The 16,380-nt window shown below is 66.3% G+C and carries 10 protein-coding genes; 6 read left to right on the top strand and 4 right to left on the bottom strand.

Features of this window, described 5'->3' with window-relative positions:
* Positions 1-499 precede the first annotated feature (499 nt).
* Positions 500-3,424, bottom strand: a complete 2,925-nt coding sequence (locus tag HMP09_RS15770; RefSeq protein ID WP_176501826.1) for a ribonuclease E/G — start codon at positions 3,422-3,424, stop codon at positions 500-502.
* 563 nt (positions 3,425-3,987) lie between these two features.
* Between HMP09_RS15770 and HMP09_RS15775 the strand changes: the two genes are divergently transcribed.
* On the top strand, positions 3,988-5,229 hold the full coding sequence (locus HMP09_RS15775; protein ID WP_443026425.1) for an N-acetylmuramoyl-L-alanine amidase family protein: 1,242 nt from the start codon (positions 3,988-3,990) through the stop codon (positions 5,227-5,229).
* A 222-nt stretch (positions 5,230-5,451) separates the two neighbouring features.
* Positions 5,452-7,428: an OPT family oligopeptide transporter gene (locus tag HMP09_RS15780; protein WP_232090397.1), complete on the top strand. Its 1,977-nt coding sequence runs from the start codon at positions 5,452-5,454 to the stop codon at positions 7,426-7,428.
* 291 nt (positions 7,429-7,719) lie between these two features.
* Here the strand turns inward: HMP09_RS15780 and HMP09_RS15785 are convergent, their stop codons facing one another.
* The 3 genes from HMP09_RS15785 to queF form a co-directional block, all read right to left on the bottom strand.
* Complete coding sequence (locus tag HMP09_RS15785) at positions 7,720-9,003, bottom strand: glycoside hydrolase family 130 protein (protein WP_176501145.1); 1,284 nt, start codon at positions 9,001-9,003, stop codon at positions 7,720-7,722.
* Between the two features lie 64 nt (positions 9,004-9,067).
* Positions 9,068-11,338: a glycosyltransferase family 4 protein gene (locus HMP09_RS15790; protein ID WP_176501146.1), complete on the bottom strand. Its 2,271-nt coding sequence runs from the start codon at positions 11,336-11,338 to the stop codon at positions 9,068-9,070.
* A gap of 146 nt (positions 11,339-11,484) precedes the next feature.
* On the bottom strand, positions 11,485-11,943 hold the full coding sequence (queF, locus tag HMP09_RS15795) for a preQ(1) synthase (protein ID WP_176501147.1): 459 nt from the start codon (positions 11,941-11,943) through the stop codon (positions 11,485-11,487).
* Between the two features lie 20 nt (positions 11,944-11,963).
* On the opposite strand from queF, the gene HMP09_RS15800 reads away from it, so the two are divergent.
* The 4 genes from HMP09_RS15800 to HMP09_RS15815 are packed head-to-tail and all read left to right on the top strand — an operon-like array spanning position 11,964 to position 16,161.
* A complete protein-coding gene (locus HMP09_RS15800) occupies positions 11,964-13,520 on the top strand; it encodes a cryptochrome/photolyase family protein (protein WP_176501148.1) in 1,557 nt (518 codons plus the stop codon).
* 23 nt (positions 13,521-13,543) lie between these two features.
* A complete protein-coding gene (locus HMP09_RS15805) occupies positions 13,544-14,386 on the top strand; it encodes a sulfurtransferase (protein WP_176501149.1) in 843 nt (280 codons plus the stop codon).
* Positions 14,383-15,579: a cystathionine beta-lyase gene (gene metC, locus HMP09_RS15810; protein ID WP_176501150.1), complete on the top strand. Its 1,197-nt coding sequence runs from the start codon at positions 14,383-14,385 to the stop codon at positions 15,577-15,579. The genes HMP09_RS15805 and metC overlap by 4 nt, the downstream gene beginning before the upstream one ends.
* 18 nt (positions 15,580-15,597) lie before the next feature.
* Positions 15,598-16,161 (top strand): nitroreductase family protein, encoded by a 564-nt coding sequence (locus tag HMP09_RS15815; RefSeq protein ID WP_176501151.1) that lies wholly within the window; start codon positions 15,598-15,600, stop codon positions 16,159-16,161.
* Positions 16,162-16,380: the final 219 nt, after the last annotated feature.

A 16,380-nucleotide genomic window follows, 5' to 3' on the forward strand; every position in this document is an offset into this window, starting at 1 on the left:
GCCGTCAATCCCGCGAAAGCTGGGATTTCATGGTTTGGTGGGTGTCGCGTGCCATGCGGGATACGCCAGCTTTCGCTGGGGTGACGGGTTTTGGTTTGGGGTGGGATGCGGTTCGGCAAAGCAGGAGGCGAGCGCCTCCTAGCTACCACCCCGGCGGAGGCCGGGGTCCAATTGGGGGACGGTGCTGACAGAGGTGGCGCTTCGTCATTGCCACCTTTCCAATTGGGCCCCGGCCTTCGCCGGGGTGGGTGGGTGTTGGGGGGAGCGCTGAGAACGCTTGAACGACCGCTCAGACGGCTGACGGGCCGAGAAACCTAAACTTCGCGTCGCCCTCGTGTCGTGTTCACCCGCGAAGGCGGGTGCCCAGTCTGGGTCCCCGCCTTCGCGAGGACACATGCTTCGTCGTGGGGGCGCCTTACCGAGGGGGTTCGCTTTCTCCCCAAACGAAAACGGGCGCGGCCTTTCGGTCGCGCCCGTTCTTTAGTTTCAGCGTCCGGCGTTAGCCGAAGGTGCGCTGCCACCAGCCGCGGCGGGGGGAGCCGTCGGGGTCGTCGTTGCTGTCGGTGGTGGTGACGTCCTGGGGTTGGACTTCGGCCTTTACCGGAATGGTCTCGATCGGCGTGGCGAGCGGTTCGCTGGTCGGGGCAGCGTCGCCGGCTTCGACTACGGCTGCCTTGCGCGGACGACCACGGGGTTTGGCGACCTTGACGGGGGCCTCCTCCACGACCGGCGCTTCGACCACGGCGTCCGACGCCTTGCGACGCGCACGCTTGGGCTTGGGCGCCGAGGCTTCGATGGTCTCGGCGGGCGTTGCGCTCACCTCGTCCATCGTCGCTTCGGCGACCGCCTCACGACGGCGACGGCTAGGCTTGGGTGCAGCCGGCTCGGCCGCGACGGGCTCCGGAACGACCGGCTCCGGCGCTACCTTTTCGGCTTCGGCCTCGACCGCGCGTGGCTTGCGACCACGGCGCGCCTTGGGGGCTGCCTCCGCCACCGCCTCGGCGATGTTGGCCGCTGCGGCTGCCGCACGCGCACGGGGGCGACGGCGCATCTTCGGCGCCTCGGCCACCTCCGCAACCGGTGCTTCCTCGACGGCCGGCTCGTACGCCGGTTCGTATGGAGGTTCGTATGGCGGCTCGGCATAGGTCGACTCGACCGGCTCGTACGCTTCCGGCTCGGGCGCCTCGGCGATCAGCTGGGCATCGTCGATGCTGCTGACGGCGACCGACTGGCCATTGTCCGACCCCTGCTCGTTGCGGCGACCGCCGCGACGACCGCGACGACCGCGACGACGACGGCCTTCGCCATCGACTCCGTTCGCGGTTTCGGCTGGTGCCGCGCCCTCGACGCCCTCGACCGCACCGCCGACTTCGACGATGTCGCCCTCGACCTCGTCGATCTCCTCGACGTTATTCGTGTCGCGGGTATCGGCGTCGAAGCCTTCCTCGTTGGTGCCTTCGACCGCGCCGTCCTCACCGGGACGCGCGCGACCGCGACGACCGCGGCGACGACGGCGCTTCTTGCCACCTTCGCCGTCCGCATCGCGACCTTCGCGCGGTGCCGACTGCTCGCGTGGCTCGCGACGGCGCGGCTGCTCGGCCTCGGCCTCTTCGACCTCGTCCTCCTCGATCTCGTCCTCGATCTCCTCGGGGAGGTCGTCCTCGTCTTCCTCGATGATCTGGACGAATTTCGGCGCGTGGGCGGGCGGCGGGCCGCTGGCCTCGACCGTCATGTGCGCGCCTTCCTCGTCCTGGCCGGGGATGATCTCGACGATCACGCCGTAGCGATCCTCGATCTCCGAGATGTCGGCGCGCTTGCGGTTGAGGATGTAGACCGCCGCCTCCTGGCTGGCGCGTAGGGTCAGCAGCGAGCCGCGACCGCGCGCGGCCTCGTCCTCGATGAGCCGCAGCGCGGAGATGCCCGACGACGAGGCGGTGCGGACCAAGCCGGTGCCTTCGCAATGCGGGCAGGGGCGGGTGGACGCTTCGAGCACGCCGGTGCGCAGCCGCTGGCGGCTCATTTCCATGAGGCCGAACGACGAGATGCGACCGATCTGGATGCGCGCGCGATCGTTCTTGAGCGCCTCCTTCATCGCCTTCTCGACCTTACGGACGTTGGAATTGTTATCCATGTCGATGAAGTCGATGACGACGAGCCCGGCCATGTCGCGCAGGCGGAGCTGGCGGCCGATTTCCTGTGCGGCTTCGAGGTTGGTCGCGGTCGCGGTCTGCTCGATGCTGTGCTCGCGCGTCGAACGGCCGGAGTTGATGTCGATCGAGACGAGCGCCTCGGTCGGGTTGATGACCAGATAGCCGCCCGACTTCAGCTGGACGACCGGATGGTACATCGCCGACAGCTGATCCTCGACGCCGGCGCGCTGGAACAGCGGAACCGGATCGGCGTAGTGCTTGATGCGACGGGCGTGCGTGGGCATCAGCAGGCGCATGAACTCGCGCGCCTGGCGATAGCCGTCCTCGCCCTCGACGATGACCTCTTCGATTTCCTTGTTGTAGATGTCGCGGATCGCACGCTTGATCAGGTCGCTGTCGCCGTAGACGAGCGCGGGGGCCGACGCGTTCAGCGTGGCCTCGCGGATGCCATCCCACAGGCGGGCGAGGTAATCGAAGTCGCGCTTGATCTCGACCTTGCTGCGCTGGAGCCCGGCGGTGCGGACGATGCAGCCCATCGAGGGTGGCAGCTGCATGTCGGCCATGATCGACTTCAGGCGCTTGCGATCGCCCGCGTTGCTGATCTTCCGCGAGATGCCGCCGCCGTGGCTCGTGTTGGGCATGAGCACGCAATAGCGGCCGGCCAGCGACAGGTACGTGGTCAGCGCGGCGCCCTTGTTGCCGCGCTCCTCCTTGACGACCTGGACGAGCAGCACCTGACGGCGATGGATCACGTCCTGGATCTTGTAGCGACGGCGCAGGTTCATGCGACGCTCGCGCAGGTCCTCGACCGCGGCATCGTCGCCGTTCGATTTCCGCTTGCGGCGGGGTGCTTCACCGGATTCTTCGGCGCCTTCGAGCTCTTCGGCGACGTCGGGGTCGACCCCGCCATCGTCCTCGAAGCGCTCGATGTCGTCCTCGTCGTCACCCTCGTCTTCGTCCGAATCATAGTCGGCGCGCAGGGCGGCTTCCTCCGCGGCATGCTCGGCTTCTTCGCGGAGCAGCGCGTCGCGATCTTCCTTGGGGATCTGGTAGTAATCGGGGTGGATTTCGCTGAACGCGAGGAAGCCGTGGCGGTTGCCGCCGTAATCGATGAACGCCGCCTGGAGCGACGGCTCGACCCGCGTCACCTTGGCGAGATAGATATTGCCCTTGAGCTGCTTGCGTTCGGCACTCTCGAAATCGAATTCCTCGATCCGGTTACCTTTGACGACGGCGATCCGGGTTTCTTCCCGGTGGCGTGCGTCGATCAGCATACGCGTTGTCATAATAGATTCTCCGCGCGCGCGCCGGGCCTGTCGGCAGCCGTCGCGCGCTTGATGGTGGGGCGGTCGGACACGGACGTCCTGAGCCGCGGAAGGTATGCGAAACTGCCTCTGCTCGGGTCGCATGCCGCGGGAACTCTCCCTGCGGCGCCCGCACGACCGCGAGTCCGTCGGCGAAAGCCGGTCGGAGTGCGGGGCGGGGGGAATGCGTCATTCGAGCGTCAACCTGAATTGCCGCGCCGGCGAGGATCCGCAGGCGGGCGTCGAGACCAGCGCGTCGCTGGTCAAAACCAGGCGACACACGGCTGTACGTTAGGACTAGCATCGCATACCCGATCCCGCAATGCGCCACATTGTGTCGGCAAACCGCCCGCGGACGCCCGCGCTTCGCCGCGGAACCAGGGCAGCAAGGCGCAGAATTGCCGGGGCGGCAGAGCCTTGCCGCCGGATTCGTGGCAAACGGCAAATTAACTGCACTACGCAACCGCGTCTTGTGACGCGCAGCGCTACCGCCCGATCACAGAGATCGGATGTATCGATCAAAGGGGTGTAGCATGGGTTTTCGCTGGACCGGCGGTCGAACCGTACGGCAAGGGCACGGGGTGTTGACCGTCATCGCCCTCATGGCCGGCTGGCTGACGAGCGTGCCCGCCTGGGCGGCCACCGTGCAGAGCGTCGCGATTAGGGACGGACGGATCGTGATCCGCTTCGACGCGGCGGTCGGCGATGCCGCCAGCCGCGTGCTGACCGGACCGCGGCAGATCGCGGTCGACGTGTCGGGCGCGTCCCCGGGCCGCGAGGTCGTCGCGCGCGGGCTGGTGACCGGCGTCACGCAGATGCGCAGCGGGCGGTCGGGAATGCGAATGGTGTTCGATCTGGCCGAGCCGGCGATCGTGACCGATGGCGGGTTCGACTCCGACGGTCGCGAGCTGACGCTGGCGTTGCGCACGGTCGATTACGATCAGTTCGCGGAAGCGGGTGTCGCCGGGCCGTTGACCTTCTTCCCGTTCACGTTCGGGGCGGCATCGCGGCCCAGATACAAGGTGTCGGTTCCGGTGCCGCCAAAGCCGCGGGGGATGAAGCTGCCGCGCGTGCAGGGGGATGACACACGACCGCTGGTGGTGATCGATGCCGGGCATGGCGGCGTCGATCCGGGTGCGATCGGGCCGAACGGGCTGCGCGAGAAGGACGTGACGCTGAAGGTCGCCAAGGCGATCCGCGACGAGCTGCTGGCGTCGGGGCGGGTGCGCGTGGCGCTGACGCGGAGCGACGACCGCTACCTTATCCTGCGCGAGCGGTACGGCGTGGCGCGGCGGTTGAAGGGTGACCTGTTCATCTCGATCCATTGCGACAGCACAGGGTCGGAGACCGCGACCGGGGCGACGGCGTACACGCTGTCCGAAGTGGCGTCCGACAAGGAGGCGGCACGGCTGGCGGCGCGCGAGAACAAGGCCGACGTGATCTCGGGCGTGAACCTAGGCGAGGCGCCTGCGGACGTGTCGTCGATCCTGATCGACCTGACTCAGCGCGAGACGATGAATGCGTCGGCGACGTTCGCGCGGTTGCTCGGGCGCGAGGCCAAGCCGCTGATGCCGCTCAAGGCGAACTTCCACCGGATGGCGTCTTTGATGGTGTTGAAGGCGCCGGACATGCCGTCCATCCTTTTCGAGACGGGCTATATCTCGAACCCGCAGGACGCGGCGTTCCTGGACAGCGAAGAGGGGCGGCACCGGATCGCCGAGAGCGTGACGCGCGCGGTCGAGGTGAATTTCGCGCGGCGGATGGCGGTGCGGTAGGGGCAGGGCGAGAGCAACCGACCCTTCCTTAGTCCCTGTTTTCCTGCGCACGCAGGAATCCAGGACCAAGCAGACCAACGCCGCCCGGCGTTCGAGACTCCTGGGCTCCTGCTTTCGCAGGCGAACGATCGGGTTTGAGAAACACGCGCGTCGCGGTCGATACGGTTTCCTCTGACCCCACATCATGGCACAGGTCGCTCAAATTGCTTTGAGGTTGACCAGATGACCGACGCGACGCGGGGCGTAACCGGGACGGGCGTACCTGAAACGAGCATGCGCGAGCTCACCTTTCGCGGGATCGTGCTCGGCGGGATCATCACGCTGCTGTTCACCGCGGCGAACGTCTATCTCGGGCTCAAGATCGGGCTGACCTTCGCGACGTCGATCCCCGCCGCGGTGATCTCGATGGCGGTGCTGCGATTGTTCAAGGATTCGACCATCCTGGAAAACAACATCGTCCAGACGATCGCGTCCGCCGCGGGCACGCTGGCGGCGATCATCTTCGTGCTGCCCGGCCTCGTGATGATCGGCTGGTGGCAGGGCTTCCCGTTCTTTACGACCTCGGCGATCACGATGTTCGGCGGCGTGCTCGGCGTGCTGTTCTCGGTGCCGCTCCGCCGCGCGCTCGTCGTCGACACCGTACTGCCCTACCCTGAGGGGCGGGCGGCGGCCGAAGTGCTCAAGGTCGGCGCGGGGAGTCGCGAAGGCGGTGAAGAGAGCGCACGCGGGCTCGGCATCATCGTCGCCAACGCGGTCGTCTCGGCGGGTTTCGCGATCCTGACGCAGACCAAGCTGGTCGCCGCCGAGGCCGCGACGTGGTTCCGCGTCGGCGCAGGCGCGACGGGGATTTCGGGCGGATTGTCGTTCGCATTGCTCGGCGCCGGGCATCTGGTCGGCATCTCGGTCGGCATGGCGATGTTCGCGGGCGTCATCATCGGCTGGTGGATCCTGCTGCCGATCCTGACCTCCGGCGGGAGCATCACCGGCACCGCGGAAGTGATCGCGACCACCGTGTTCCGCTCGGATGTCCGCTTCTTCGGCGCGGGCGTGATCGGAGTCGCGGCGATCTGGACGTTGCTCAAGATCGCCGGACCCGTGGTCGGCGGCGTGCGGTCGGCGCTGGCGGCGTCGGCGGCCAAGCGTGGCGGCGAAGTGCTGGCGCTCGAGGAACGCGACATTCCGATCGGGATCGTCGGGATCGGCTCGCTGGCGATGCTCGTGCCGATCGGTATGCTGTTGTGGACCGTGTTGCAGGGCGGGCCGCTGGAGGCGTCGGCGATCGGGCTGATCGCGGGCAGCCTGGTGTTCATTCTGGTCATCGGCCTCGTGATCGCGGCGGTGTGCGGGTACATGGCCGGGCTGATCGGTGCGTCGAACTCGCCCGTGTCGGGGATCGGCATCCTCGCCATTCTCGCAGCGTCGATCCTGCTGGTGTCGTGGTTCGGTCGTGCGGTCGAGCCGGGCACCACGCAGGCGCTGGTTGCCTATGGGCTGATCGTGACGGGCATCGTGTTCGGGATCGCGACGATCTCGAACGACAATCTGCAGGATCTGAAGACGGGCCAGCTGGTCGGCGCGACGCCTTGGAAGCAGCAGGTGGCGTTGCTGATCGGCGTGGTGTTCGGATCGATCGTCGTGCCACCGGTGCTCAATCTGCTTGGTAGCACGTTAGGGTTTGCGGGTGCGCCGGGGGCGGGGCCCAATGCGCTGGCGGCCCCGCAAGCGGCGTTGATCTCTGCGCTCGCGAAGGGCGTGCTGGGGGGCAACCTCAACTGGGGGATGATCGGCTATGGTGCTCTCACCGGCGTTGTCGTGATCGCGGTCGACGAGCTGCTGGGCAAGGCGGGGAAGCTGCGGTTGCCGCCGCTGGGCGTCGGGCTGGGCGTGTATCTGCCGATGTCGGTGACGCTGCCGGTCACGATCGGGGCGGTCGTCGGCTATATGTATGACCGCTGGGCGGACCGGGCGCGCGATCCCGAGTTGGCCAAGCGTATGGGCGTGCTGACTGCGACGGGGATGATCGTCGGGGAGTCGCTGTGGGGCGTCGGGTTTGCGGGGATCGTGTACCTGACCAACAAGGAGACGCCGCTGGCGCTGGTCGGCGACGGGTTTGCGAGTGTGGCGCTGATTGGCGGGACGCTGCTGTTCGCGGTGCTGACGTGGGTGATGTACCGACGGACGATGGCGGCGTCGCGGTAGGGCTGTTCTCCTGCGAACGCAGGAGTCCAGGGTTGCGAACGGGCCCGCTTGGTATCCTGGGCTCCTGCGTTCGCAGGAGAACGGGGTTGGAGCAGAGTGCTCGGCTTATCCTGCTGTGCCGAACTTCCCCCTCCCGTTCGTGCTGAGTAGAGACCGAGTAGCTGCACTTGCCGCGTATCGAGTGCTCGTATCGAAGCATGGGTTCCGCGCGCCAACCTGTCCTTCGATACGCCGTCTCGATACGCTGCAGAAGCAGCTACTCGACGGCTACTCGGGACGATCGGAAATGGTTTAAGCCATCGCGGCGAGCATGTCCTTGATCGGTACGAACGCGAAGCCCACCGAGCTGTCGGCGATCCCGTACGGCATGAAGATCGTGTCGCCATGCTTCAACGCGCCGCAGCTGTAGACGACGTTGGGGACGTAGCCCTCGCGATCCTGGTCCTTCGCCGCGAGGATCGGCTGCTTGGTGCGGCCGATCACCTTCGACGGATCGTCCTTGTCGAGCAGCACCGCGCCGATCGAGTACTTCCGCATCGCACCGACGCCGTGAGTCAGCAGCAGCCAACCCTCGTCGAGCTCGATCGGCGGTCCGCAATTGCCGATCTGCACCAGTTCCCACGGATATTCCGGCGTCAGGATCTTCTCGCCATCGTCCCAGTCGGTCAGCGTGTCGGACTTGAGCAGGAACAGGTTCTCGCCGTCCTGCCGGCCGATCATCATGTACTGGCCGTTCACTTTCCGCGGGAACAGCGCCATGCCCTTGTTGCGCGCGGCGGGGCCGGTCATCGGCACGAGATCGAACGCGCGAAAATCGCGGGTGCGCATCAGCTCCGACTGGATCACCGAGCCGTTATACGCGGTGTAGGTGCCGATCCACTCATACTGGCCGTCCTCGTGCTGGAACCGGACGATGCGGAGATCCTCCAGCCCCTTCGACTGCGCCTGCGTGATCGGGAAGATCACGGTGCCGCTCAGCGTGCTGTCGCGGTGGCGATAGACGGTGACGGGGCCGATCGGCATTTCGTCCTCGCCGCTGCCGACCGCATCGGTCGCGGTGGCGAACGGGGGTTCGGGCGCCAGCTTCATCTGGTTTTCGGAGGTGATGATACCTTCGCGGAAGGCGACCGACGAGATGTGACCCTCGCCGACCGCGCGCAACGACATCAGGATGCGCATCGAACCCGGCGGCATCCCCGACTGGTCGAAATGCGGCACCGCGCTCGGGTTCATCAGCGCGGCGGCGGCATAGCTGTATTCATGGCAGAAATAGGCGCCGATCAGCTGGCGCTTCTCGTCGCCGATCTCGGCACCGTTCAGCCCGAGCATGTCCTCGATCTGGTCGTAGCGGGTCATGAACACGCGGCGCGTCTGCCAGTGGCGCGCCTCGAAATCCTTCAGCACAACCTCGAGTTGCGCGCGCGCCTGTGCGGGCGACATTTCGAGCACTTCGCCGACGAGCCGCTCGGTGCGGCTCGGCGCGCCGCCATGACCGCCCCAGGCGATATGGAACGGCCGGACGACGACACGCGAAGGGTCCGCGTGCAGCCGCAGCTGGTGGTTGAACAGATCCATCGTAGCAGTGCCCCGCGTCGTTCCACTCAGCGCGCCGTCGAGACCGGGACCTGCTCAGGTCCGGCTAGGCGACGACGCGGGTGGCTCCTGCCACGCTTTGCGCTGCTTTAGATACCCCTGAAATGGCACAACTTGCGAGTTGGAGCGCCAAAATCGACTCGGCACCCTGGTTTCGGTTGAGCCCGGTCGGCATCAGGCCGTCGTAACAGCCGCCATCCGCAACGCTCGCCAGCGGCAGATCGAGGTCGTTGACGCCGAGGTACCAGCCATAGGCGCGGAGTGCCTCGTCACGCCAGCGCACGTCGCCGGTCGCGTCGAACGCGGCCGCACACGCCTCGACGGTCGCCTGCGCTTCGAGCGGCTGCTGGTCGAACTGCAACGGCTCCGCATAGGGCCGGTTGAAGCTCTCCGACCCGACCGCGCGGAAGCGACCCTCGGGCGAGGTCTGCTTGGCGACGATCCAGTCGAGCGTGGCGAGGCCGCACTCGATCAGGTCCTGACGCTTGAGCGCCTGGCCTGCGCGGATCAGCGCCTGCGGGAGACGGGTGTTGTCGTAGGCGAGCACGATTTCGAACCACTGCCATTCGGGACGGCGCGCCTTGGCGAGCAGATCGAGATGGACCTTGGGGAAGGCCTCGAGGATCGACAGCGACAGCTGGTGGCCGGGTTTGGCCTCGAGCATCGCCGCGGCGCCGAGCATCGCGAACGCCTGTGCACGCAGGCTGCCGAGTTCAAGCGCCACCGACGCGGTCGAGTCGAACATGGCGGTCGCCCAGTCGCGGTGCTTGGCGGCCTGCGCATCGCGCGCGGTGACGCCGAGCGACCAGAGCGTGCGACCGTTCGAATCTTCCGATCCCGCATCCTCGCACCAGGTGCGATCGTAGTTCATGAAGTTGCGGAAGCGGCGCGTGTCCGGGTTCCACGCATATTGCACGAACGACGCATAGATCGTCATCCACTTGTCGCGGAGAACCTCATCCATGTCGGGGATCGCGCTCATGAGCATCAGCGCGCGGCAATTGTCGTCGATGCAATAGCCGTGACGGCGATCGGGAATCGAGTAGATCGAATGCTGGAGCATGCCGGTCGAATCGCTCATCCTCTCGACCGCGGCGAAATCGGGCGCGAGCTGCTTCAGCGGTGCGGGAACCTTGGCGAGGCGAAACGGGCGCGCCGCCACGATCGCACGGATCTCCGTCATCATTGCCTCGGCGAGCTTCGGCCAGATCATCGTGCGGCCACGCGCATACGCACGCTCGGCCAACCGATTGCGATCGCGGTCATTCGACATCAGCGCGTCAATCTCACGCGCGAACGCATCGACATCGCCGAACGGCACGAGCACGCCGTGGCCGTCAGCGAGGATTTCGGTCGCGTGGACATAGGGCGTCGAGATGACGGGCTTGCCGACGCCGATCGCATAGCTGAGCGTGCCCGACGTGATCTGCGCAGGGTTGGTGTAGGGCGTCACATAGACGTCCGCGGCCTGGAGATAATCGAGCAGTTCGCCATGTTCGAGAAACGCATCGACGAACGCGACATTGCCGGCCACACCCTTGTCGACGGCAAGCGCCTTGAGCTTGTCGCGGTACTTCTCGCCTTCATATGCGACGAGGTTCGGATGCGTGGCGCCGAGCACGACATAGAGCAGGTCGGGATGCTTCGCGATCACCGTGGGGAGCGCGTTGATGACCGTCTCGATCCCCTTGTTGGGCGCGAGCAAGCCAAACGTCAGCATGACCTTGCGGCCTTGCCAGCCGAACTTGTCCTTCAGCACGGCAGGATCGAGCAGGTCGCGGTCGGGCACGCCGTGCGGGATCATGACGATCTGGCGTGGATTGGCGCCATAGACGCGCTGCAGGATGTCGCGGCCACGCTCGGCCATCACGACCACGCGGGCGGCGCGACGCAGCAGGCCTTCGAGGACGCGACGCTCGTCGGCGTTGGGCTTTTCGAGGATGGTGTGCAGCGTCACGATGACCGGCAGCGTGGTGCGATCAAGAAGCGCGAGAATGTGTTCGCCGGCGGGGCCGCCGAAGATGCCATATTCGTGCTGGAGCCAGATCGCCTGCGCGCCGCTGGCCTCGATCTTCCGCGCGGTGTCGATATAGGCCGAAAGGTCGGGCTCGGGGATCGTGCCGGTGACTTCGGCCGGATAATCATATTTGCCGGGGTGATCGTCCATCGCGTAGACGTCGACGGCAATCTCGGGAAAGCGCGCGCGCATGGCCGTGAAAACGTCGGTCGTGAAGGTGGCGATGCCACACTGTCTCGGCAAAAAATTACCGATCAGCGCCAGTCGCGCGATATTCCCACCGTCCGCCGGTTTCACCATACCCTGTCCCTCGTTTGAGCGCGCACTTCTGGGAGAACCCGGTCGCGCATCCATTTGAACGGTTCAGGTAGCATAAAGTTTCATCATATACTGCAGTGCAGCACGGGAAAAATATCAATCCAAATCAATTCGATATTTTCCGTCCCTCATCCGCGGCCGCGATAGGAGGCGACCCCCTGGTCCGGCAGCCACAGATCGTGCGGCGGTGCACTTGATTGCCAGAACACGTCGATCGGGATGCCGCCGCGTGGATACCAATAGCCGCCGATGCGCAGCCACACGGGTTTCATCTCGTCGAACAGCCGCTCGCCGATGCCGACGGTGCAATCCTCGTGGAAGCCGGCATGGTTGCGGAAGCTGCTCAGGAACAGCTTCAGCGACTTCGATTCGACGATCGTCTCGCCCGGGACATAGTCGATCACGAGGTGCGCGAAGTCGGGTTGGCCGGTGACGGGGCAGAGCGACGTGAACTCGGGCGCGGCAAACCGCACGAGATATGTCCGGCCCGGCCGCGGGTTCGGAACATAATCGAGCACGGCCTCTTCTGGAGAGGCGGGGAGGGCGCTGTTCTGGCCCAGATGCAAAGGGTTGGCGGGTGCGGTCATACGCCGCCATGTAGGAGGCGATGACGCTGAAGAAAACCACACTTGTACCGATCCTCGGCGACCAGCTCACGATCGACCTTGCATCGTTGCGCGGGCACGATCCCGAGGCGACGATCGTGCTGATGATGGAGGTCGCCGACGAGACGACCTATGTCCGCCATCACAAGCGCAAGATCGCCTATATCCTCTCGGCGATGCGGCATCATGCCGAGGCGTTGCGTGCGGCGGGCTGGACGGTGGAATACACCACGCTCGACGATCCCGACAATGCGGGCAGCTTCACCGGCGAGATCGCACGCGCGGTCGAGCGGCACGACCCCGAGCGGATCGTCGTCACCGAGGGCGGCGAGTGGCGCGTGATGGCGATGCTCGAAAGCTGGGAGACGCTGTTCGGCATACCCGTCGCGATCCGCAGCGACGACCGGTTCCTCGCGAGCCATGCCGATTTCGAGACCTGGGCGGCGGAGCGCAAGTCGCTGACGATGGAATGGTTCTACCGCCAGATGCGGACGCGTACCGGGTTGTTGATGACCGACGGCAAGCCCGAGGGCGATCGCTGGAACTTCGACAAGGAGAACCGCAAGCCCGCGAAAAACGACCTGCTGATGCCGCGCCCGCTGGTGTTCGAGCCGGATGCGATCACGACCGAGGTGCTGGCGCTGGTGGCGGAGCGGTTCGCCGAGCATCCGGGGAGTCTCGACGGGTTCGACTATGCAGTGACGGCCGACGATGCCGAGCGACAGGCGGCGAACTTTTTCAAACACGCGCTGCCGCAGTTCGGCGACTACGAGGATGCGATGCTCACCGGCGAGCCGCATCTGTGGCATTCGATCCTGTCGCCCTACATCAATTCGGGGCTGCTCGATCCGCTCGACCTGTGCCGGCGGGCGGAGGCGGAATATCGTGCCGGGCGTGCGCCGCTCAACGCTGTCGAGGGGTATATCCGCCAGATCATCGGCTGGCGCGAATATATGCGCGGGATCTACTGGCGCGAGGGGCCCGACTATGTCGAGCGCAACTTCCTCGACCACCACCGCGAACTCCCCGGCTGGTACTGGACGGGCGAGACCGACATGCACTGCCTGCGCGAGGCGATCGGCCAGACGCTCGAGACCGCGCATGCGCACCACATCCAGCGGCTGATGGTGACGGGCAATTTCGCGCTACTGATCGGTGCGGACCCCGCCAAGGTGCACCAATGGTATCTCGAGGTGTATGTCGACGCGTATGAATGGGTCGAGCTGCCCAACACGCTGGGGATGAGCCAGTTCGGCGATGGCGGGCTGCTGGGCTCGAAGCCCTATATCTCGTCGGGCGCGTATATTGACCGGATGTCCGATTATTGCGGGACATGCCGGTACAAGGTGAAGCAGCGGATCGGGCCCGATGCGTGCCCGTTCAACGCGCTCTACTGGGATTTCCTTGCGCGGCACGAGGACAAGCTCGGGCGCAACAACCGGCTCGCGATGCCGTATCGCAACTGGGCCAAACAGTCACAGGCGGACCGCGACGCGACGCGCGCACAGGCCGCGCAGTTTCTCGCCTCCCTCGACGCGAGCGGCCCCGCTGGCTACTGATACGTCAGCAAAAGGAGCCGGATATGGACGCGTTGGTGACCACCGAATGGCTGGCAGGCGAACTGGGCGCGCCATCAAGGGGGGGTGATCTTCGGATCGTCGACGCGACCTATGCCGAGGGACGCGACGCCGCGGCGGAATATGAGGCGGCGCACATTCCCGGCGCGGTGTTCATGAACCTCGCCGAGCTGCGCGATACCGACAGCGACCTGCCCAACATGCTGCCGTCCGCCGAGAAGTTCGCGAGCCGGATGCAGACGCTGGGCTTGGGCGATGGCAGCCGGATCGTGCTGTACGACAGTTCGCCGTGGCACACCGCGGCGCGCGCGTGGTGGATGCTGCGGCTGTTCGGCGCGCACAACGTGGCGATCCTCGACGGCGGGCTGGCCAAATGGCAGGCCGAGGGGCGCGAGATGGCGTCGGGCAAGGACACGCTGCGGCATCGCCATTTCACGACCTGGGCGGACCTCAAGGGCGTGCGCGCTATCGATCAGATGAAGGCGAACGTCGACAGCGGTGCGGAGCAGGTGCTCGACGCACGCTCAGCGGCGCGCTTTACGGGGGCGGAGGAAGACCCGCGGCCCGGCACCGCGCCGGGGCATATTCCGGGTTCGACCAATCTACCGCAGGGCGCGGTGTTCAACGCGGACGGCACGTGGAAGACCGGCGCCGCGCTGAAGGCGGAGTTCGACAAGGCGGGCGTCGATCTGTCGAAGCCGCTCGTGATGACCTGCGGCTCGGGCATTACTGCGGCGGTGCTCGCATTCGGCGCGCATCTGCTCGGCAATGAGGCGGCGCTGTACGACGGCAGCTGGTCCGAATGGGGCGGCGATCCGTCCACACCCAAGGCGACGGGAACGACATGAGCGATACGAACAAGCCGGTTGGCGATGCGACCAAAGTCGTGCTCGCCGGCCGCCGACCTGAGTGGACACAAGGCATCGTCAGCCCGCCGGTGTGGCGCGCGTCGACGATCCTCTATGATTCGGTCGGCCACCTTCGCGACAGCGCGACGCGCGATACGCATCACCGGTTGTTCTACGGCCGCAAGGGCACGCCGACGCAGTGGAGCCTCGCCGACGCGCTGACCTCGCTTGAGCCGGGTGCGGAGGGGACGTTCCTCTATTGCTCGGGTGTCGCGGCGATCGCGGCGGCGTTGCTCTCGGTGCTGTCGCCCGGCGACGAACTGCTGCTGGTCGACAGCGCCTATGATCCGACGCGCGGGATGGCGGGCGGCCTGCTCAAGCGGTTCGGCATCACGACGCGCTATTACGACCCGATGATCGGCGCGGGCATCGCCGACCTGATCGGCGAGAACACGCGCGCGATCTTCATGGAGAGCCCCGGATCGCTCAGCTTCGAGGTGCAGGACGTCCCCGCGATCGTCGCCGCCGCGAAGGCGCGAGGGGTGACCACGCTGCTCGACAACACCTGGGCCACCCCGCTGTTCTTCCCCGCGATCGAACGCGGCGTCGACCTGACGATCCTCGCCGGCACGAAGTACGTCGTCGGCCATTCCGACGTTATGCTCGGATCGGTCACTGCCGGCCCTGGCCATTTCAAGAAACTGCGAGAGACGAGTTTCCAGCTCGGCCAGGTCGCCAGCCCCGACGATTGCTGGCTCGGCAGCCGCGGCCTGCGCACGATGGCGGTCCGCCTCGCGCAGCACCAGTCGAGCGCGTTGACCATCGCCAAGTGGCTGCAGTCGCGCCCCGAGGTCGCGCAGGTGCTCCATCCGGCGCTTCCCGGCTGCCCCGGCCACGACCTGTTCGTCCGCGACTTCAAGGGATCGAGCGGGTTGTTCTCGTTCGTGCTGGACGGCGGGGACGACGCGGCGCGCGCCGCGCTCATCGACACGCTGCAACTGTTCGGGATCGGCTATAGCTGGGGCGGGTTCGAGAGCCTCGCCATCCCGGCCGACCCGCAGCGGTACCGAAGCGTCACCAAGCGTGACGCGGCGGGGCCGATCGTCCGCCTCCAGATCGGCCTCGAAGACCCTGCCGACCTGATCGCCGATCTCGACGCCGGGCTCGCTGCGTTTTCTGCTGCGAAGGGCTAGACGATTTCCGATCGAGGCGTGTCCGCGTCCGCGGATACCGAAGCCCCCATCTTCGGCCCCGAGTTCCAGGCCGAGTTGAACGCGCTGTTCCGCTGGCGCCGCGACGTCCGGCGGTTTCGTCGCGACGCGTTGCCGGTCGGACTGCTCGACCAGTTGCTGGCGACGGCGAACGGGGCACCGTCGGTGGGTCTCAGCCAGCCCTGGCGGTTCGTCACGGTCGAAGACCCCGCCCGCCGCGCTGCGGTTCGCGCCGATTTCGCGGCGTGCAACGCAGCGGCCCTGACGACGCAGGACGAGACGCGGGCGGCCACCTACGCGCGCCTCAAGCTTGCCGGGCTCGAACAGGCGCCGTGTCAGGTCGCAGTCTTCATCGAACCCGATCCCAGCCAGGGCCACGGACTCGGCCTTGGCTGGGTCTCGATACTGGACCCGTCCGGTATCCGATCGATCCTCGACGTGCCCGAGACGTGGCGGCTCGTGGCGTATCTCTGCATCGGATATCCGGAGATCGACGCGATGAGCCCGGAACTGGAGCGCGAGGGCTGGGAAACGCGGCGTTCGATCAGCGTATTGATGCGCTGAGCGATCCGAGCCGCTGCTTCTACGATCCCGCGAAACTGTGGCGCTTGCGCAACATGCGTGCTGTCAAAGCCCAATTGTACGCAAGATTCGCTTGTGTGGTGCACCACGGGCTGTCATCGCGGGGTTACCGTTGGAAAGACCGCCCTAGGGTTCGCCCCGATAGATGCGGCGTCCACGGATGCAGGGCGGACATCGACTTCCGGTATCGAAAGGGAAACG

It is taken from the genome of Sphingomonas sp. HMP9 (assembly GCF_013374115.1).
Taxonomy (GTDB): Bacteria; Pseudomonadota; Alphaproteobacteria; order Sphingomonadales; family Sphingomonadaceae; genus Sphingomonas.

What these genes read in the sequence shown, in the direction of transcription:
- HMP09_RS15770 (WP_176501826.1), bottom strand. Translation starts at nt 3,424, where the DNA reads ATGCTGATCGACGCACGCCACCGGGAAGAAACCCGGATCGCCGTCGTC.
- HMP09_RS15775 (WP_443026425.1), top strand. Translation starts at nt 3,988, where the DNA reads ATGGGTTTTCGCTGGACCGGCGGTCGAACCGTACGGCAAGGGCACGGG.
- HMP09_RS15780 (WP_232090397.1), top strand. Translation starts at nt 5,452, where the DNA reads ATGACCGACGCGACGCGGGGCGTAACCGGGACGGGCGTACCTGAAACG.
- HMP09_RS15785 (WP_176501145.1), bottom strand. Translation starts at nt 9,003, where the DNA reads ATGGATCTGTTCAACCACCAGCTGCGGCTGCACGCGGACCCTTCGCGT.
- HMP09_RS15790 (WP_176501146.1), bottom strand. Translation starts at nt 11,338, where the DNA reads ATGGTGAAACCGGCGGACGGTGGGAATATCGCGCGACTGGCGCTGATC.
- queF (WP_176501147.1), bottom strand. Translation starts at nt 11,943, where the DNA reads ATGACCGCACCCGCCAACCCTTTGCATCTGGGCCAGAACAGCGCCCTC.
- HMP09_RS15800 (WP_176501148.1), top strand. Translation starts at nt 11,964, where the DNA reads ATGACGCTGAAGAAAACCACACTTGTACCGATCCTCGGCGACCAGCTC.
- HMP09_RS15805 (WP_176501149.1), top strand. Translation starts at nt 13,544, where the DNA reads ATGGACGCGTTGGTGACCACCGAATGGCTGGCAGGCGAACTGGGCGCG.
- metC (WP_176501150.1), top strand. Translation starts at nt 14,383, where the DNA reads ATGAGCGATACGAACAAGCCGGTTGGCGATGCGACCAAAGTCGTGCTC.